Source organism: Sphingobium sp. B11D3D, assembly GCF_025961755.1.
Taxonomy (GTDB): domain Bacteria; phylum Pseudomonadota; class Alphaproteobacteria; order Sphingomonadales; family Sphingomonadaceae; genus Sphingobium.
Genome location: NZ_JAOQOG010000001.1, coordinates 90,309 through 108,841, shown reverse-complemented (window position 1 = coordinate 108,841; position 18,533 = coordinate 90,309). Strand labels below are relative to the sequence as shown.

The 18,533-nt window shown below is 65.1% G+C and carries 17 protein-coding genes and 2 tRNA genes; 10 read left to right on the top strand and 9 right to left on the bottom strand.

Annotated elements, in window-relative coordinates:
• Positions 1-186: 186 nt before the first annotated feature.
• Together M2334_RS00555 and M2334_RS00550 are read left to right on the top strand one after the other, a co-directional pair.
• Positions 187-1,242 (top strand): MarR family transcriptional regulator, encoded by a 1,056-nt coding sequence (locus M2334_RS00555; protein WP_264593518.1) that lies wholly within the window; start codon positions 187-189, stop codon positions 1,240-1,242.
• Between the two features lie 73 nt (positions 1,243-1,315).
• A tRNA-Val gene (locus M2334_RS00550) sits at positions 1,316-1,391 on the top strand.
• Between the two features lie 16 nt (positions 1,392-1,407).
• Here M2334_RS00550 and M2334_RS00545 read toward each other — a convergent pair.
• The 5 genes from M2334_RS00545 to metX all read right to left on the bottom strand — a co-directional run bounded on the left by M2334_RS00545 (position 1,408) and on the right by metX (position 5,936).
• A complete protein-coding gene (locus tag M2334_RS00545) occupies positions 1,408-2,274 on the bottom strand; it encodes a pirin family protein (RefSeq protein ID WP_264604545.1) in 867 nt (288 codons plus the stop codon).
• Between the two features lie 115 nt (positions 2,275-2,389).
• Positions 2,390-3,613, bottom strand: a complete 1,224-nt coding sequence (locus tag M2334_RS00540) for a multidrug effflux MFS transporter (protein WP_264577776.1) — start codon at positions 3,611-3,613, stop codon at positions 2,390-2,392.
• A 136-nt stretch (positions 3,614-3,749) separates the two neighbouring features.
• Positions 3,750-4,343: a methionine biosynthesis protein MetW gene (gene metW, locus M2334_RS00535; RefSeq protein WP_181561002.1), complete on the bottom strand. Its 594-nt coding sequence runs from the start codon at positions 4,341-4,343 to the stop codon at positions 3,750-3,752.
• The gene (locus M2334_RS00530; RefSeq protein WP_264606010.1) at positions 4,336-4,791 is read right to left on the bottom strand and encodes a GNAT family N-acetyltransferase; all 456 of its coding nucleotides are present in this window, start codon (positions 4,789-4,791) and stop codon (positions 4,336-4,338) included. The genes metW and M2334_RS00530 overlap by 8 nt, the downstream gene beginning before the upstream one ends.
• Positions 4,792-4,796: 5 nt before the next feature.
• Positions 4,797-5,936 carry a homoserine O-acetyltransferase MetX gene (metX, locus tag M2334_RS00525; RefSeq protein WP_264593516.1) on the bottom strand — a complete coding sequence of 380 codons (1,140 nt, stop codon included), beginning with the start codon at positions 5,934-5,936 and terminating at the stop codon, positions 4,797-4,799.
• A gap of 138 nt (positions 5,937-6,074) precedes the next feature.
• Here metX and hisC point away from each other — a divergent pair, with 138 nt between their 5' ends.
• From hisC to M2334_RS00510, 3 genes are all read left to right on the top strand, one after another.
• Positions 6,075-7,190, top strand: coding sequence for a histidinol-phosphate transaminase (gene hisC, locus M2334_RS00520; RefSeq protein WP_264593515.1), 1,116 nt, complete (start codon positions 6,075-6,077; stop codon positions 7,188-7,190).
• Complete coding sequence (locus M2334_RS00515; RefSeq protein ID WP_264583903.1) at positions 7,190-8,098, top strand: prephenate/arogenate dehydrogenase family protein; 909 nt, start codon at positions 7,190-7,192, stop codon at positions 8,096-8,098. Before hisC ends, M2334_RS00515 begins: the two co-directional genes overlap by 1 nt.
• 112 nt (positions 8,099-8,210) lie before the next feature.
• Positions 8,211-8,879, top strand: coding sequence for a hypothetical protein (locus M2334_RS00510; RefSeq protein ID WP_264604544.1), 669 nt, complete (start codon positions 8,211-8,213; stop codon positions 8,877-8,879).
• Between the two features lie 70 nt (positions 8,880-8,949).
• Here the strand turns inward: M2334_RS00510 and M2334_RS00505 are convergent, their stop codons facing one another.
• Positions 8,950-11,316 (bottom strand): ribonuclease R family protein, encoded by a 2,367-nt coding sequence (locus M2334_RS00505; protein WP_264604543.1) that lies wholly within the window; start codon positions 11,314-11,316, stop codon positions 8,950-8,952.
• Positions 11,317-11,552: 236 nt separating this feature from the next.
• Between M2334_RS00505 and M2334_RS00500 the strand changes: the two genes are divergently transcribed.
• The 3 genes from M2334_RS00500 (at position 11,553) to M2334_RS00490 (ending at position 14,023) form a co-directional block, all read left to right on the top strand.
• Complete coding sequence (locus M2334_RS00500) at positions 11,553-12,185, top strand: PilZ domain-containing protein (RefSeq protein ID WP_264606009.1); 633 nt, start codon at positions 11,553-11,555, stop codon at positions 12,183-12,185.
• Positions 12,186-12,315: 130 nt separating this feature from the next.
• Entirely contained in the window at positions 12,316-12,636 is a 321-nt protein-coding gene (locus M2334_RS00495) for a DMT family transporter (RefSeq protein WP_264574049.1), read from the top strand.
• A gap of 136 nt (positions 12,637-12,772) precedes the next feature.
• Entirely contained in the window at positions 12,773-14,023 is a 1,251-nt protein-coding gene (locus M2334_RS00490; RefSeq protein ID WP_264593512.1) for a mechanosensitive ion channel family protein, read from the top strand.
• Between the two features lie 46 nt (positions 14,024-14,069).
• On the opposite strand, the gene dapD is transcribed toward M2334_RS00490, so the two are convergent.
• Entirely contained in the window at positions 14,070-14,912 is an 843-nt protein-coding gene (gene dapD / locus M2334_RS00485) for a 2,3,4,5-tetrahydropyridine-2,6-dicarboxylate N-succinyltransferase (protein WP_264593511.1), read from the bottom strand.
• 252 nt (positions 14,913-15,164) lie between these two features.
• On the opposite strand from dapD, the gene M2334_RS00480 reads away from it, so the two are divergent.
• Together M2334_RS00480 and M2334_RS00475 are read left to right on the top strand one after the other, a co-directional pair.
• Positions 15,165-15,593, top strand: coding sequence for a GlcG/HbpS family heme-binding protein (locus M2334_RS00480; RefSeq protein WP_181560992.1), 429 nt, complete (start codon positions 15,165-15,167; stop codon positions 15,591-15,593).
• Between the two features lie 18 nt (positions 15,594-15,611).
• Positions 15,612-17,726: a malate synthase G gene (locus M2334_RS00475; protein WP_264604542.1), complete on the top strand. Its 2,115-nt coding sequence runs from the start codon at positions 15,612-15,614 to the stop codon at positions 17,724-17,726.
• A 58-nt stretch (positions 17,727-17,784) separates the two neighbouring features.
• Here the strand turns inward: M2334_RS00475 and M2334_RS00470 are convergent, their stop codons facing one another.
• A complete protein-coding gene (locus M2334_RS00470) occupies positions 17,785-18,225 on the bottom strand; it encodes a DUF4168 domain-containing protein (RefSeq protein WP_264571608.1) in 441 nt (146 codons plus the stop codon).
• A 204-nt stretch (positions 18,226-18,429) separates the two neighbouring features.
• A tRNA-Thr gene (locus M2334_RS00465) sits at positions 18,430-18,504 on the bottom strand.
• Positions 18,505-18,533: the final 29 nt, after the last annotated feature.

Below are 18,533 nucleotides of genomic sequence, written 5' to 3'. Positions count from 1 at the left end.
CGACCTGTCAACGGGAGCGCGAGCGCGGGCCGGGCCAATCAGAGCGCGGACGTGGCGCCCCGGCTCGGTGCCGATAGGATTGGATTGGTGGCGGGACAGCCAATTCATCCAAAATGGAACAAAACTGGTTCAAAAGGTTAATCGAATGGCGCATATTGGTGTCAGATCAAGCAATTGAGGCTCCAAATGTTAACAGGCTTCGATGACAACCCGCGTTATGATGCAAGCTTTGCGCCCCGGCTCGACCAGATGCTGTGCGAAGCGTTGGAGCAGCCCACGGTCCTGGTGGGAGGGGATCGCCCGGCAGGTGACTTTTTGGCGCGGGCTGCAGAGCGCGCGGGACTGCAATGCATCGGGTCTACAAGCCTCACGGCCCTTCTTTGGTCGGCGGTCTCGACCGTGCCCGATCTGCTGCTGCTCGATCTAAGGGGTGAGGAGGCCCACGACTGGCTGGAGCATCCCTTGGCGCCACAAGTCATGCTGAAGGGGCGCCGGGTCTGTGTGCTCGTCGATCTGGCTTCCCTCGAGCGCGCTTTTGCGCTTCTCGAAGGCGTCGAGGCCGAGGTCTTGTGCGATCCCAGCCTTGCGGACATCGTCACGATGCTCGTCTCAGCCGGGCTGCGCCCAATGACGTCCGGGCCTGCGACGATGCGCGATATCGCCGGGGACGGGGAGGGCGTTCGGCTGGAGAGACTGAGCGAGGAAGTCCGCCGGCTCGCCCAGACGCTCGAGCGACTGTCCGGCAGCGCCAAGCCTGCTTCATCGCTAGAGGGTTCGACATCGCAAAGCGGACAGGGGCTTTCGTCGCCGCCCTCCACGCAAAAGCCTCAGGCCGCAGCGCTCCCAGCCCAGCCGGCCATGGCGGAGCGGTCGCCGATCGAAAGCCGCGCCAGCGCCGCAGAGATCCGCGCCCTCATCCGGGCGCGGCGGCTCCGCGACGAGTTTCTGCCGGCGGACCTGTTCGCCGATCCCGCCTGGGACATGCTGTTGGACCTGCTGGCGGCCCGCCTTGCCGGCCAGCGCGTTTCGGTTTCGAGCCTCTGCATTGCCGCTGCCGTTCCGCCGACCACGGCGCTGCGCTGGATCACGCAGCTGACCGAACGCAAAATCCTGGTCCGGCTTGCTGATCCCACCGATGGACGGCGGGTATTCATCGACCTGACCGACGAGACGGCGGACGCGGCCCTGCAATGGGTCGACAAGGTGCGTCGCAGGGGCGGGCTTCTGGCGCCGCCGCGTTGAAGCACAGCTTGACCCGCCCCCATAGCGACCGATAAGGGGCGCCTGTGACGGACGAACCGTCACGATGCTGCTGGGGCGATTAGCTCAGTTGGTAGAGCGTCTCGTTTACACCGAGAATGTCGGCGGTTCGAGCCCGTCATCGCCCACCAGCATCCTGTCCGGCGATCACACGGGCGCGCCAAAGCGCCCGCTGTTGAAATCATCGATCGCGGCGTGGATTTCCGCTTCGCTGTTCATCACGAAAGGCCCGTAGCCGACAATCGGTTCGTCGATCGGTTCGCCGGTGAGGACGAGCAGGCTCGACTCACCGGCGGCCTGGATTTGAACATCCTTGCCATCTTGGCTCAGCAGCAGAACCTCGGCCTCATCAAGCGGCTGGGTGCCATTGATTGTGAGGCGGCCGCTCAGCGCGACGATCAGGGCAATGTGTCCCTCCGGCAGATCGAGCGTCGTGTCCGCGCCTGCGTTCAGCCGCACATCCCACACGTTGATTGGCGTGAAGGTGCGCGCCGGCCCCTGAGTGTCGCCAAGTACGCCCGCGATGATGCGTGCGGTACCCGTATCAGCACCGAGGTCGAGGGTGGGGATGTCTTCGGCCGAAATCGCCTGATAACCCGCCGGCCCCATCTTGTCCTTGCCGGGGAGGTTCACCCAGAGCTGCACGATCCGGAACGGACCGCCGCTGCGCGCGAAGGCGGGCGAGTGGAACTCCTCGTGCAGAATGCCGCCAGCGGCCGTCATCCATTGCACATCGCCTGGTCCGATGATGCCGCCATTGCCCGTGGAATCGCGATGCTCCACTTCGCCATCATACACGATGGTGACCGTCTCGAATCCACGATGGGGATGCTGTCCTACACCCCGCCTCGCCTGCGTCGGTTCGAACGCGTGCGGCCCGGCATAATCGAGCAGTAGGAACGGGCTGATCTGTTGCCCAAGATCATGATAAGAAAAGAGCGAGCGAACCGGGAAGCCATCGCCGACCCAGTGACCCTGATTGTTGCCGTAACGGCCGAGAATTGCCTTGCGCACGAACGATCTCCGCAGGCGGGCACGGGCCAGCCTTTCCCTATTCAGATAGGGTGAGGGCCTCAGGAAATGAAGGACGGACGGCGCAGTTGCTCGTCCGGCGCTCGCCCGAGACCGCTCAGCGCGGCGGCAGTGGGGGCCGCATGGCGTTGCGGCGCGGGCGGGTGAAGAGGCGTCCGCGTTCGGCAAGCAGGATGAAGACGAGCGCGACCAGACCGGTGGCCATGAAGCCTTCCGCCAATGGCTGGGTGGTGCCATCGAACCGTTGTCCGGTCGCCGCCCCGATCAGCGTGGCAATCGCCATGCGCGCAAAGCTCTGGAAGCTGGCGGCTGATCCGGCGATGTGACCGAAGGGCTCCATGGCGATCGAGCCGAAGTTCGACCCGGTAAAGCCGACCATGCCCATGTTGAGCGCGATCAGCACCATGAACAGCAGCAGCGGCTCGGGATGCATCTGGCTGGCCAGCAGCTGCGCGACGCTGACGACGATGAAGAAGATGAGCGCGAGGTGCGAGACCCTACGGGCGCCGAAGCGCTCGACAATGCGGCTGTTCGAAAAGTTCGCCACCGCCATCGACCCCGCCACGCAGGCGAAGGCGAGCGGGAAGAAAGCCCCGGCATCGAACACGTCGAAGAAGATTTGCTGCGCGCTGTTCAGGAAGCCGAACATGCCGCCCATCATGATCCCCGCGCCGAGCATATAGCCCAGGCCCTGACGATCCTTGACGACCGCCGCCCAGTTGCGGGCGATGACCGGCAGGGAAATGCGCTGGCGCTGGTCTTCATCCAGCGTTTCCGGCAGCCGGCGCCATGTCCACACCAGCACGATGCTGGCATAAGCTGCGAGGACGAGGAAGATCTCGCGCCAGGATGCCACGGTCAGCACCAGTTGACCCACGGAGGGAGCGATGACCGGCACCAGCATGAAGATGATGAAGATCACGCTCATCAGCCGCGCCATGGTGTCGCCCGAGTAGCGATCGCGGATCACGGACACGGCGAGCACGCCCAGGCCCGCGGCAAAGAAGCCGTGCACCGCGCGCATCGTGAGCAGCATCTCGTAGGTTGGCGCCAGCGCGCTGGCGAGGCCGCCGAGCGCCGAGAAGGTAATGCTGAGCAGCAGCATCGGCCGGCGCCCGAACCGGTCGGCCAGCGGACCGGCGACCAGCGAACCGACGGCATTGGCCAGCATATAGGCCGTGATCATATATTGCAGGGAATTGGGGTCGGCCACGTTCAGGGACGCGCGAATCGCTGGGAAGGCTGGCAGCATCGCATCGATGGCGAGCGCATTGAGCGCCATGATCGACGCCATCAGGCCGACAAATTCACGTTCGTTCATAGGAAAGGGCTTGGCCGCAGCAGTCATGTCGTCGTTTCGCTGTTCTGTTCGTGGCACGCCCTATGCACCGCCTGTTGCCATCTGGCCACCCCGTTGTTGCACTGCAGCATGGTTCGGAAGGATGGTGTGTCGCCTATCAGGCATGCAGCAGGAAGACGGCGTGTTCGGCGAACAGATTGGCATTGGCCGATCCCGTCGTTCGGCCATGGTTGAGGAACCATTGGGCATCGATGGTCCAGCCGCGCTCACGCACCAGCGCCCGAAAATCGTCGATGGTGAGGTGGTGGATGTTGGGCGTGTCGTACCAGCGCTCGGGCAACAGCGGCGTCACCGGCATCCGCCCGCCCCACATCAGCGAGAGGCGCCCGCGCCAGTGCGCGAAATTCGGGAAGGACACGAACGCCTGTTTGCCGATGCGCAGCAGTTGCTCGATCACCTTGTCAGGCCGCCGCGTGGTCTGGAGCGTCTGACTGAGGATCGCGAAATCGAAGCTCTTGTCGGGATAATAGCCAAGGTCGGTGTCGGCATCACCCTGGACGACCGGCAGACCGCGTCCGACGGCCGCGGCGACATTGGCCGGATCGATCTCCAGCCCGCGCACATCCGCGTGTGCTCCGTCGCGCATCGCCGCCATGAGCGCGCCATCGCCGCAACCCACGTCCAGCACCCGAGAGCCCGTGGTGACATGGCGGGCGATCAGCGCAAGATCCGGACGCAGGCCGTCAGTCATGCGGCGAAGTCTCTTCGCCATTCAGCAGCGTGTCGAAGGCGGGGTCGAGCCGTTCCATATAGCGGTCCGGCCTTCGCGGACTGCGGAATCCGAGCGGGGCATAGACGCCATGCGCATCGAGCGTGGTGAGTCCGATACGCCGTATGCCCTGGAAATCAGGATGATCGAGAAACCACTGGACCATGCGGCGTGCCAGCCCGGCCCCGCGCGCGGCCTCGTCGACCCACACGTCGCTCAGCCAGGCAAAGGTGGCATGGTCGGTGATCATGCGGGCGAAGCCGATTTGGGTGCCATTGCGATAGGCGCCGAGGCAGTGCGATCCGTCAATGGCCCGGTCCACCAGCGCGCGGGCGATGCCGGGCGACCAGTAGCTCGAGGCTAGCCAACCATGAATGCGCGCGCGGTCCAACCGGACCGGATCGTCGCTCAAAGTGATGTCATGGGGCATCCCGGTCACGCGCCGCCCCTTAGGAAGCCGTCGAGAACACGATTCATCTCCGGCGCATCCAGCAGGAAGCTGTCATGCCCGAAGGGGCTCGAAAGCTCGACGAAGGTCGCGGCCCGACCGGCGGCATGGAGCGCGTGCACGATGTTGCGGGACTCTGTCGTCGGGTAGAGCCAGTCGGTATCGAAGCTGATGATGCAGAAGCGCGCCTGCGTCCGCGCGAACGCACTCGCCAGGCTGCCGCCATGATCTTCCGCCAGATCGAAATAATCCGTCGCCCGGGTGATATAGAGATAGCTGTTGGCGTCGAACCGCTCGACGAAGCTGATGCCTTGGTGACGCAAATAGCTCTCGACCTGGAAGTCGGCATCGAAGCCGAAGGTCTTCGCCTCCCGCGCCTGCAGCTTGCGGCCGAACTTTTCAGTCAGCCCGGCTTCGGAGAGATAGGTGATGTGAGCGGCCATGCGTGCCACCGCCAGACCCGCCGCCGGGGGCTCGCCGCTCGCATAATAGTCGCCGCCGCGCCAGCGCGGGTCGGCCATGATCGCCTGGCGCCCCACTTCGTGAAAGGCGATGTTTTGCGCGCTGTGACGGGCGGTAGTGGCAATCGCCAGCACGGCGCGCACGCGCTCGGGATAGAGGGTCGGCCACGCCAGCGCCTGCATCCCGCCCATCGAGCCGCCGACCACAGCGGCAAGCTGGGCCACGCCCAGATGATCGAGCAGCATCGCCTGGGCGCGGACCATGTCGGCGATGGTGATGACGGGAAAGCGCATCTCAAAAGGCGCGCCGGTGGCAGGATCGATGCTGGCCGGGCCGGAAGAGCCGAGGCAACTGCCCAACACATTGGCGCAGATGATGAAGTGCCGCTCGGGGTCGATCGGCTTGCCAGGCCCCACGGCGCGCGTCCACCAGCCCGGCTTGCCTGTCACCGGATGTTCCGACGCCACGAACTGATCGCCGGTCAGCGCATGGCAGATCAGCACGGCATTGCTGCCCTGCGCGTTCAGCGTGCCATAAGTTTCGTAAGCGATCTCGACGGGCGTCAGGCTAGCGCCGCTATCGAGCCGGAGCGGCCCTGCCAGCCGGATGGACCGCCGCAGGCCGAAGCGCTGGTCTGTGGAAGCGATGGCACTCTCCATGGACATGATCCAGCGCTTGAGCCGAAGAGCGGATATTGTCAATCGGGCCGGCCGGGCGGGGCTGTCGAGCGCATCATCGCGGAGCTTTGGGCGAATCGCACAGGCCTTTGCCAATTGCGCGCAGCGGGGCTAAAGCGCCACGCCATGACAGACGATCTTCAAAAGCCCGCCGCGCCCGTCGCCAAAGACTGGATTATGGCCATCGCGCCTTATGTGCCGGGCAAGTCGAAGGCGGATGACGGCCGCGAGGTCGTGAAGCTTTCGTCCAATGAAAATCCCTTCGGCACGGCCGAACCGGTGCGCGCGGCATTCCGCTCCGCTGCCGATTGCCTGGAGCGCTATCCCGACTCCGCTGCGGTGGAACTGCGCGAGGCGATTGCACAGCGGCACGGGCTTGATCCGGCCCGGATCATCTATGGCACGGGGTCGGACGAAGTGCTGCACATGGCCGCCGGCACCTTCGCTGGTGCGGGCGATGAGATCATCTTCATGCGCTATGGCTTCTCGGTCTACCCCATCGCGACGCGGCGCGTCGGCGCGGTGCCCGTCGAGGTCGCGGACAAGGATTATGCGACGGATGTCGATGCCATCCTCGCCCATGTCACGGACCGCACCCGGCTGGTGTTCCTCGCCAATCCGAACAACCCGACCGGCACGTTCACGCCCCGCGCGGAGATCGCCCGCCTGCATGCCGGACTGCCGCCGCATGTGCTGCTGGTGCTGGATCAGGCCTACAGCGAATATCTCGACGCCGAGGATGACGATGGCGGGCTGGAACTGGCCCGCACCGCGCCCAATGTGCTGGTCACGCGCACCTTCTCCAAGATCTTCGGCCTTGCTGCCGGCCGGGTCGGCTGGGGCTATGCCAGCGCGGCGGTGATCGACGCGATGCACCGTATTCGCCAGCCCTTCTCCTTCCCGATCGCCTCGTCCCGCGCAGCGGTCGCGGCGCTGGAGGCGCAGGACTTTGTGGAGAAGAGCCGCGCGCACAACAGCGAATGGCGCGCCTGGTTCGAGACGGAGATCGGGGCGCTCGGCAACAAGGGGCTGCGCGCCGTGCCGTCCAAGGCCAATTTCAGCCTCGTACTGTTCGAGGGCGAGACGAGCGCCGAGACGGCCTATAAGAGCCTGATGGATGCGGGCTACATTGTGCGCTGGCTGCCGGGGCAGGATCTTCCCAATGCCCTGCGCATCACCATCGGCACGCCGGAAGACATGAAGGGGCTCGTCGCTGCACTCCGTCGGATCGTCGGCGCCTGATGCTGCCCTTTTCGCGCGTTGCCATCATCGGGCTGGGCCTGATCGGCTCGTCGCTGGCGCGCGCCCTGCGGGCCTATGCGCCGACCGTGCGGGTGGTCGGGCATGATGCCAATCCGGACGTGCGAGAGACCGCGCGGCGGATCGACCTATGCGATGATGTGACGGACACGCCCGGCGCGGCGGTGATCGATGCCGATCTGGTGGTGCTGTGCGTGCCGCCGGGTGCGATGGCGCCGGTTGCCGAGGCGATCCGCGACGATCTGGCAGCCGATGTCATCCTCTCGGAGGTGGCCTCCTCCCAAGCCAGCATCATCGCCGAAATCCACAGGGTCCTGCCCGATGTGACGCTGGTGCCGGCACATCCGGTTGCCGGCACGGAGAATAGCGGCCCGGAGGCAGGCTTTGCGACGCTGTTCCGCAACCGCTGGTGTATCCTGACGCCGCCGGCCGGGACCGATCCGGTCGCGGTCACGCGGGTCGAGGCGCTGTGGCAGCGACTGGGCGCCAATGTCGAGATCATGGATGCCGCGCATCATGATCTGGTGCTGGCCGTCACAAGCCATTTGCCGCACCTCATCGCCTATACGATCGTCGGCACGGCCAATGATCTGGAGAGCGTGACGCGCAGCGAAGTCATCAAATATTCGGCCGGCGGCTTTCGCGACTTCACCCGCATCGCCGCGTCCGATCCCACCATGTGGCGCGATGTCTTCCTCACCAACAAGGACGCGGTGCTGGAGATGCTTCAGCGCTTCTCGGAGGATCTCTCGCAACTGCAACGGGCCATTCGCTGGGGCGATGGCGACGCGCTGTTCGAGCATTTCAGCAAGACGCGGGCGATCCGTCGCTCGATCATCGAGCAAGGGCAGGACGACGCCGCGCCTGACTTCGGCCGGCAGCACGAATAATCGGCCGCCGAAACACAGCGATCGCTTCCGCAGCGTATATCCCTGACAGGATATGACGCCTGTACCCGGCTCGGGCATGAGCGCGCCCTCATGACATTTGGGGGAAAGCAAAATGCCTATCAAGATGAAGACCTGTCTCGCACTGAGCACCGCCACGCTTCTGGCGGTGTCGCCCGCCTTCGCAGAAGATGCGCGCTACTCGGTTGGCGTCACCGCCGGCACGCTCGGCGCCGGGCCGGAAGTGGGGATGAGGATCAATGAGACGTTTGGCGTACGAGCCAGCGCGTCCTTCTTCGATTTCAGCCACGACATCGACGTCAACGACCTGACCTATGAGGGCAAGCTGAAGCTCGAATCCTATGGCGCCGTCGCGGACGTCTATCCGTTCGGCGGCGGGTTCCGGCTTTCCGGTGGTTTCCGCATCGCCAAGAACCGGGTCAGCGCTACGGCGACGCCGACCGAGCCTGTCACCATCGGCGATGTTACTTATATCCCGAGCGAGATCGGCACGCTCTCCGGCACGATTCGCGCCAAGGACTTCGCCCCGCTGCTGACCGTGGGTTATGCGGGTGGCCTGACGCGCGGCATCAAGTTCGGCGTGGACGCCGGCGCCATGTTCCAAGGCACGCCGCGCGTGGATGCGCTACGCGCCACCGGCAGCCTCGCCACCAACGCGGCTTTCCAGGAGCAGTTGCTCAAGGAACAGGCGGACGTCGACGACGAGGTCAACAAGTACAAGGTTTACCCTGTGCTGCAGTTTTCGTTGTTCTACGCCTTTTGACCTGACAGCGCAGGAATGAACGACGGGGCGCGCCTAGATGGAGCGCCCCTTTATCCAATGTCCCGCGCGATCAGCGGCGTTTGACCGGCCCCTTGCGGCGCGCGGTGTGCCGGATGTTCGGCGGGCGTCCGGTGCGGCGGACGGGCGCACTGCCGGGACGGCGACGGTCCTTGCGTTCGGGCATGTGGCTGGCGCCGTGCGGAATCTCGAAGCGCAGCGCGCCGCTCACCGGGTCGGATTCGGCGATGCGCAGGTCGATGCGGTCGCCCATGGCATAGCGGTCGCCGCTATCCTCGCCGATCAGCGCCTGATGCACCTCGTCATAGCGAAAATATTCGCCACCGAGCGTTGAGACGGGCACGAGTCCATCGCCGCCCAGCTCGACGACGGTGGCAAAGAAGCCGAAGCTCTGCACGCCGGTGATGCGGCAGGCCATGATTTCGCCGACATGCTGCGCCAGAAACGCGGCGACATAGCGGTCGACCGTTTCGCGTTCCGCTTCCATCGCCCGACGCTCATATTGGCTGATCCGCTCGCCGATGGGTGCGAGATCGGCCACGTCTTCCGAAGAGAGCCGCGTGTCGCGCGGGAGCGACTTGTCCGCCGGGGCGGGCATTTCCAGCCCATAGGCGCCGACCAGCGAGCGATGCACCAAAAGGTCCGAATAGCGCCGGATCGGTGAGGTGAAGTGCGCATAGGAGCCGAGCGACAGGCCGAAATGGCCGAGATTGCGCGGGCCGTAATAGGCCTGCGTCTGGCTGCGCAGGATCTGCTCCATGATCTGCGGCCGCGCGGCGGCATCATCCGGAATCTGCTCGATCAGCCGGTTGAAGGTCTTGGTGGTGATCACCTGCCCGAGCGCCAGGCTGATGCCGTAGGTTTCAAGATACTCCTTAAGCGTCGTCAGCTTCTCCCGGCTGGGCGGCTCATGGACGCGGTACATGACCGGCGCCTTCTTGGCTTCCAGCGCCTTGGCGGCAGCGACATTGGCGGTGACCATGAAATCCTCGATCAGCCGGTGCGCATCCAGCCGTTCGCGGATGGCGATGCTGACGATGCGGCCTTCCTCGTCGAGCACGACCCGGCGCTCGGGCAGGTCGAGATCGAGCGGACCACGGGCATCGCGCGCCTTGGCCAGCGCGCGCCAGCATGCCCAGAGCGGCACCAGTGCGTCGTCAATCAGCCCATCTCCCTTGAGGCGGTCGATTAGCCCGATGTCGAGCCGGGTGTCGGAAAAGGTCCGCTCGGGCTTGCCTTCCACGCGGTCCACGGCGGCTTGTGCCATCTCATAGGGAATGTTGGCGGCGACACGGATGATCGCGCGGGTGAAGCGCCAGGATTTGAGCGCACCGCCCGGTCCGATGACGAGATGACAGGCCAGTACGGCGCGATCCTCGTCCGCCTTGAGCGAGCACATGTCCGACGAGAGCGCGTGCGGCAGCATCGGCACGACACGGTCGGGGAAATAGACGCTGTTGCCGCGCTTGCGGGCGGAGCGATCCAGCGCCGAGCCGGGCCGCACATAATAAGCGACGTCTGCAATGGCAACGATGGCCTTGAAGCCGCCTTCATTGGCCGGATCATCGTCCGGCGCGGCCCACACGGCATCATCGAAATCGCGGGCATCGACCGGATCGATCGCCACGATGGGCAGAGCGCGCAGGTCCTCGCGCGCATCGGCGTGGAGGGGCAGGTCGTGGACCTTCGCCGCTTCGGCCTCGGCCTCCTCGGGAAACACGTCGGGAATGCCATATTTGTGAATGGCGATCAGGCTGAAGCTACGCGGCTGGAAGGGGTCGCCAAGCACGTCGGTCACCCGCGCAGTGATGCGCGGGGGGCGGCCACTCTTCTCGGCCAGCACGAGATCGCCCGGCTGCGCATCGCCTTGGTCGCTGATCGGCGTCTCATAGCGGATGCGCTTGTCGACGGGACGCAGGATCAGCTTGCCGCGCTCGTCCTTGGCCACCACACCGAGCATTTGCTCGGTCGCGCCGGCCAGCTTCTTCATGGGATGGGCGACCCAGCCATGACCGGCCTGCTCGGTGCGCGCCAGGATCCGGTCGCCAATGCCCAGCGCGCCGCGCTTGCCGCGCTCGATGACGCGCAGCTTGGGAATAGGGTGGCCCTCGGCTTCCCAGCGCTCCGGTACGGCGATGACCTGACCGCCATCGGACTCGACCACGCGCAGCACGGTGACCTTGGGGACGCCGCCCATCAGGTTGAAGGCCCGCGCCTTGCCGGTTTCGAGCAGGCCTTCATCGGCCATGTCGCGCAGCAGGGCCTTGAGCGCGATCTTCTCGTTGCCGCGCAGGCCAAAGGCCTTGGCGATCTCGCGCTTGCCTGCCGGCTGATCGGCATTGCTGATGAAATCGAGGATCTGTTCGCGCGTCGGCAGGCCGGCGGGCTGGGGACGGGTGGGCTTTCTGGGTGGTGCCATAGCGTCGATATAGGCACGTGCCGGCGCCGGCGCTAATCAATTGCAACGCGGCCCGTTCGGCGCATTTCGGGACTCGGCGAGGAGCGCGAGTCGACGGATGGGATTTGCGCCGGCAAGCGAGCCTGCTATTTGCGGGGAGATTTCCTCAGCCCCGCAGACGTCCGGGAGGTCGGACGGACGCCGGGCCGAGCGACGGATCTAGAAAATGTTTTTTGGATAGGAAGCCGATTGTGCCGATGCCGGCAGACCAGTCCAACCCAGCGGCCGCTCGGCCTTCCCGCACGAATCTGCTCCTGTCCGCGACTATTGAGGCGGAGGGGATCGCCGCTCCGGTGCGCATCCGCAATCTCTCCGAGCACGGCGCGTTGCTGGAAGGCGCCGCGCTGCCGCCGGTCGGCGCGGGCCTCGTCTTGCGGCGCTTGCAGCTGGAGATGGGCGCCACGGTCATCTGGGTGGACAAGAATCGCTGCGGCGTGCGCTTTGAGGGCACGATTTCGGTGTCCGGCTGGCGGGAGGGCAATTGGATCGCTGCCGCAAGTCAGATCGGGCTGCCCCGCGCCGATGCGCCTCTGCCGTCATCACGGCCCGCTGCGGCTGGGACGGCGCCCCGCGCCTCGGCCCCGACTGCGGAGCTGGATCGGCGAATCGCCGAGGAACTGGATGTGCTGCGGCATCTGATCGAAGACCTCGGCACGCAACTGGTCGAAACGGTGGATATCACGAGCCGGGCGACCGCCTTGCAGCAGTTCGATCTTGCCGCGCAGACGCTTGGCTATCTGGCCGAGGTGCTCAAGGCGCCCGACCGGGCAGCCGCCATTGACGCCATCGGCATGGAACGCCTCCGCCAGCGCCTGCTCGGCGGCGGCTGAGGGCTTGATCGACTTAGGGCCTAAGTGCCCTTGATCGCACGCGGTGTGGCGCCTAAATTTTCCTTGCGGCGACCACGTTCCCGCCTCTGACGTCAAGACCGGGACGGCCCGGCGCTTTCAGGAGGCTGTCATGGCGTGGATTGCGCTTTTTATCGCGGGTTTGTTCGAGGTCGTCTGGGCAACGGCCATGAAGCAGTCGGATGGCTTCACCCGGCTATGGCCCACCCTCGTCATGATCGCGGCGATGCTGCTCAGCTTTGCCTGCCTGGCCTGGTCGCTGAAGGTTTTGCCACTCGGCACGGCCTATACGATCTGGACGGGCATCGGCGCGCTCGGCGCATTCGCTGTCGGCATCGCGTTTTTTGGGGAGGCGCTTACAGTGCTGCGGCTGACCGCTGCTGCGCTGATCGTTTCGGGCCTCGTCCTCATGAAGATTTCAACGCCGGTCTAGATCGTCTGGCCCAGCCAGCGGCCCGCACAATCCGGCCGCTGGTTTGACTTCATGCCTAAAGGCAGGCAGGTTGGCCGCCCAATTTGAGATAAAACAGGAGCTTATCGCCGGCCCGCTCGCGGCCGCGCCCTTTGTCATGATTGATTCTATTCCCACGGCAACCGACCCTTCCTTTTCGATTCCCCTTTTTGATCGGTGGTTCGCCGGTCTGCCGGCCTGGGCTGAAAGCCTCGCCGGGCTGGCGATCCTGATTGCGGTCGCGGCGCTCGCGAACTTCATCTTCAAGTCGATCCTGCTGCGCATGGCGCTGCGCGTCCTGCCGCACGATACGCCCGCGCTCGGCCGCGCGGTGGCCCGGCTGACCAATATCGTCCCGGCTATGGTCGTCTCACGCGGGATCGCGGCCGTACCGCATCTGCCGCCGTCGCTGGTGACGGTGGTGCAGAATGTGGCGGGCGCGTTCGTGATCCTCACCATCGTGCTGGCGCTCAGCCATGCACTGACCTTCGTCAACGATCTCTATCAGCGGCGGCCGCACGCCGTGAACCGGCCGATCAAGGGCTATATCCAGGTTCTCAAGATCGTGCTGTTCGCGGCGGCGGCGATCCTGATGATCGCCCAGCTGATGGACAAGTCGCCGCTGCTGCTGCTGTCCGGCCTTGGCGCCATGGCGGCGGTCATCATGCTGGTGTTCAAGGATACGATCCTGTCGCTGGTGGCCTCCGTCCAGCTGACCTCCAACGACATGCTGCGCGTGGGTGACTGGATCGAGATGCCGCAGCTCAATGCTGATGGCGACGTGATCGACATCGCGCTGCACACGGTGAAGGTGCAGAACTGGGACAAGACGATCACCACCATCCCGACTCACCGGCTGATCGAGGAGAGCTTCAAGAACTGGCGCGGCATGTCCGAATCCGGCGGGCGGCGGATCAAGCGCTCGCTGATGATCGACCAGACCAGCGTGCGGTTTCTGTCCGATCAGGAAGAGCAGAGCCTGCGCCGCTTTGCGCTGCTGGGCGACTATCTGGCGGAGAAGCAGGCGGAGCTGGAGCGATGGAACAGCCGCATCGCCCATGACGGCCTTGATCCGGTGAACAGCCGGCGCGTCACCAATTTCGGGACATTCCGGGCCTATATGGCCGCCTATCTGCGGGCCAATGGGCGCATCTCGAAGGAGATGACGCTGCTGGTGCGGCAACTGGACCCGACGCCGCAGGGCATTCCGCTGGAAATCTACTGCTTCACCACCACCACGGCTTGGGCGGCCTATGAGGCGATCCAGGCCGACATCTTCGACCATATGCTGGCCGTGCTGGACTCCTTCGATCTGCGGGTGTTCCAGGAGCCAAGCGGACGGGATCTGCGCCAGCTCAAAGCCGCGTGAAAATGTTGAAAAGCGGGGCGAGGTCTGGCCCCGCCCCCTTTCCGGATCAGTCGCGCAGCAGGTCGTTGATGCCCGTCTTGGAGCGGGTCTGTGCGTCGACGGTCTTGACGATGACGGCGCAATAGAGGCTTGGGCCGGGCGTGCCGTCCGGCAGCGGCTTGCCGGGGAGCGAGCCGGGCACAACCACCGAATAGGGCGGCACCTCGCCCATATAGACCTTGCCGGTGGCGCGATCGACGATCTTGGTCGACTGGCCGATGAACACGCCCATCGACAGCACCGAGCCCTGGCCGATGCGCACGCCCTCGACGACTTCCGAGCGCGCGCCGATGAAGCAGTCATCCTCGATGATGACCGGGTCGGCCTGCAGCGGCTCCAGCACGCCGCCAATGCCGACGCCGCCGGAGAGGTGGACGTTCTTGCCGATCTGCGCGCAACTGCCCACCGTCACCCAGGTGTCGACCATCGTGCCGTCACCCACGAACGCGCCGATATTGGTGAAGCTGGGCATCAGGATGACGTTTTTGCCGACATAGCTGCCAGCGCGGACGATGGAACCCGGCACAGCGCGGAAGCCCGCGGCGCGGAAATCCGCCTCGCCCCAGTTGGCGAACTTGGACGGCACCTTGTCCCACCAGTGGCCGGCGCCGGGACCATTGTCGATCAACGCATTGTCGTTAAGGCGGAAGGAGAGCAGCACGGCCTTCTTGAGCCATTGATTGACCTGCCAGCCATTCCCGGTAGCCTCGGCAACGCGCGCCTCGCCGCTGTCCAGCAGCGCCAGCGCCTTCTCCACCGCCGCACGGACGTCACCAGTGGTGGACAGGCCGATATTGGCGCGGTCCTCCCACGCGGCATCGATGGTGGCGATCAGCTTGGTATCGGTCATGACGTCCCTCGTAATTCATCGCGAGTGCGGAGTGTGGGCCGCCCCTTAATGCGTTTTGGCACGATGCTGAACCGCTTTGTGACCGGGGCGTTGGCATTTCGGCAGTTGCTGTGACGGATGTCCTGTCGCCAGCAAGGCGTTGCGCTTCGCGGCTGATTCGACGCGGACTTCGCTGGTCTCGACTGAACGGGCCGGCTATGTCCACGCACAGCCAAATCCCGATGATCGCACGTGAGCGGAAGGAACAGATTTATGAGCCGGATCAGTTTGCAACAGGCCAATGCGGTCATCGAGGGTGTCTTCGAGAAAGGGCAGGCCGCAGGGTTCAAGCCGCTGAGCGCCGCCGTCGTGGATGCCGGCGGGCATTTGATCGCCTTTCAGCGTGGCGATGGCGCTTCTTTCGCGCGCGCGCAGGTGGCGACGGGCAAGGCGGCCGGGGCGCTCGCCATGGGCGTTTCGTCGCGCAAGCTGGGGGATATGGCGCAGGAGCGGCCCTGGTTCATCGGCGCTTTTGCGGCCTCCGCGCCGCATGCGGTGATCCCGGCCGCCGGTGGCGTCATCATCGTCGACGATGAGGGCGTGGCGATCGGCGCGGTCGGGGTGACCGGCGACACGTCGGACAATGACGAAGCGGCCGCGCTGGCCGGGCTGGCAGCGGCCGGCCTCAAGGCGCAGGGCTGAACGGCGGGGATGCAAGGCATGACGAACAAGGTGGACCGCGCCGGGCTCTCGGTGGCGCAGGAACTGGCCGATTTCATCGAGCAGCGCGCGCTGCCGGGTACGGGGCTGACTGCGCAAGCCTTTTGGGCCGGGACGGCGGCGATCTTCGCCGATTTTGCACCGCGCAATCGGGCGTTGCTGGCGAAGCGCGACGATCTTCAGGCGCAGATCGATGCCTGGCATGAGGCGCGGGCCGGCCAACCGATCGATCAGCCGTCCTATGAGGCGTTCCTGCGCGAGATTGGTTATCTCGTTCCAGAGCCGGCGCCCTTCACCATCGATCCGCAAAAGGTCGATGCCGAGCTCGCAACGCTGGCCGGTCCGCAATTGGTGGTGCCGGTGCTCAACGCCCGCTTCCTGCTCAACGCGGCCAATGCGCGCTGGGGTAGCCTGTACGATGCGCTCTACGGCACGGATGCCTTGCCGGGAACGGCCAGGCCGGGCGGATACGATCCCGAGCGCGGCGCGCAGGTCATCGCCTGGGCCAAGGCCTTTCTCGACCAGGCTGTGCCGCTGGTGTCCGGAAGCTGGGCGGACATGGGCGATCCCGCCAAGGGCTTCGCGATCGCGGATGGCACCCAATATGTCGGCCAGACGCCCAAGGGCCGCCTGTTCCGCAAGAACGGCCTGCATATCGAGGTGGTGTTCGATCGCAATCACCCCATCGGCAAGGATGATCCCTCGGGCATCGCTGACGTAGTGATCGAATCAGCGCTCTCGACCATTGTCGATCTGGAGGATTCGGTCGCGGCGGTGGATGCGGAGGACAAGGTGGCGGCCTATGCCAACTGGCTTGGGCTGATGCAGGGTGACCTCTCTGCGACGTTCGAGAAAGGCGGCAAAACGCAGACGCGCAGGCTCAACCAGGACCGGGTTTTCAAGGATCGCGACGGGTCGGAATGGTCGCTCAAGGGACGCAGCCTCCTGCTCGTCCGCAATGTCGGCCATCTGATGACCACGCCAGCGATTGTGCTGCCCGATGGTGCCGAGGCGCCCGAAGGCATTCTCGATGGCATAGTCACCAGCCTGATCGCCCTGCACGATCTCAAGGGCGCCGGCCCGGTGCGCAACAGTCTCGGCGGCAGCGTCTACATCGTGAAGCCCAAGATGCACGGGCCGGAGGAATGCGCCTTCACCAACGATCTGTTCGATGCGATCGAGGATTTGCTGGGCATGGACCGGCACACGATCAAGGTCGGCGTGATGGACGAGGAGCGGAGGACGTCCGCCAACCTCATGGCCTGCATCTCGGCGGTCAAGGATCGGGTGGTGTTCATCAACACCGGCTTCCTCGACCGGACTGGCGATGAGATTCACACATCGATGCGGGCCGGGGCGATGATCCGCAAAGGCGACATGAAGAGCGCCGCCTGGATCAAGGCCTATGAGGATCGCAACGTGCAGATCGGTCTGGCCTGTGGGTTCTCCGGCCGGGCGCAGATCGGCAAGGGCATGTGGGCGGCGCCGGACCGGATGGCCGACATGCTTGAGCAGAAGATCGCGCATCCCATGAGCGGGGCGAACACGGCCTGGGTGCCCTCCCCGACGGCGGCGACGCTGCACGCGACGCATTATCACACCGTCGATGTCGCGGCGCGCCAGCAGGAGCGCGGACACGAGCCGGTGGCGCCGCTTTCGGACCTGCTCACCGTGCCACTCTCGCCCGGCACCAACTGGTCCGAGCAGGAGATCGTCGAGGAGCTGGAGAATAATGCGCAGGGGATTCTTGGCTATGTCGTCCGCTGGATCGATCAGGGGGTTGGCTGTTCGAAGGTGCCGGACATCAACGACATCGGCCTGATGGAAGATCGCGCGACGCTGCGCATTTCCTCCCAGCATATCGCCAATTGGCTGCTCCATGGCGTGTGTACGCCAGCGCAGGTCGATGCGGCCTTCGAGAAGATGGCGGCCAAGGTCGACGCCCAGAATGTCGGCGATCCGCTCTATCGACCGATGGCAGGCCATCCGGAGAGCCTCGCCCTGCAAGCCGCACGGGCCTTGGTCTTCGAGGGCGTCGCGCAACCGAACGGCTATACCGAGCCCCTGCTTCATGCGTGGCGATTGCGGATGAAGGGGCAGGACAACCGGGCATGAAAATGGGCGGCTCCGGAGGGAGCCGCCCAATTCGTTTCAGCGTTGCGCCCGCCGTGTCTTAGGGATTCGCGGTGGCCGGCTGCTGGGTCGCCATGTCGGCCGAGGCCAGTTCCTGGATCTTCTTCACGAGATCCGGATTGGTCCGGGTCGCCTGGGCAATCTCGTTGTAGCGCGCCGGCGTCAGGCCATTGGACTGCACGGCGGCGAGCATCTGCTCCTGCTTGGCGTCCGCAGCGACCGTTGCGTCCTTCTGGATCTTGTCCGCTTGGATAGCGGCCTTGGCAAAGCCGACCAGCTCCGCGTCCGTAAAGCTCGTGGGAGCCGCTGCCGTAGCCGGTGCGGCCGGCGTGGCAGGAGAAGCCGGCGCTGCGGGCGAGGCGGGCGACGCGGGGGCCGCCGGCTGTGCAGTGGCCGGCGCTGTGGTGTCCTGCGCCATGGCTGGCACAGCAATGCCGCCGCTCAGCAGCAACGCAGCGGTGTAAAGCAGTGATGACTTCATGACGGATACCTTTCAGATGTTTTGAACCGTGCTTGAAAGGTAGGGAGCGATGGGGAGGGGGCAAATAAACGTCGATTACACGTTTACTCACCGGGGTGAGGTGTGTCTGCAGCGCCACTCATACACCGTAAGTCGATGATTTCTCGTGGCCCGCAACCACCCTTCACGGGCTGGCTCTGGGTTCTTCACAGCAAATGGGGAAAATGGTGCTGCCGGCGAGGATTGAACTCGCGACCTCAGCCTTACCAAGGATGCGCTCTACCACTGAGCTACGGCAGCACTGCCGTTCGCAGGGGGACCCCGCGTCA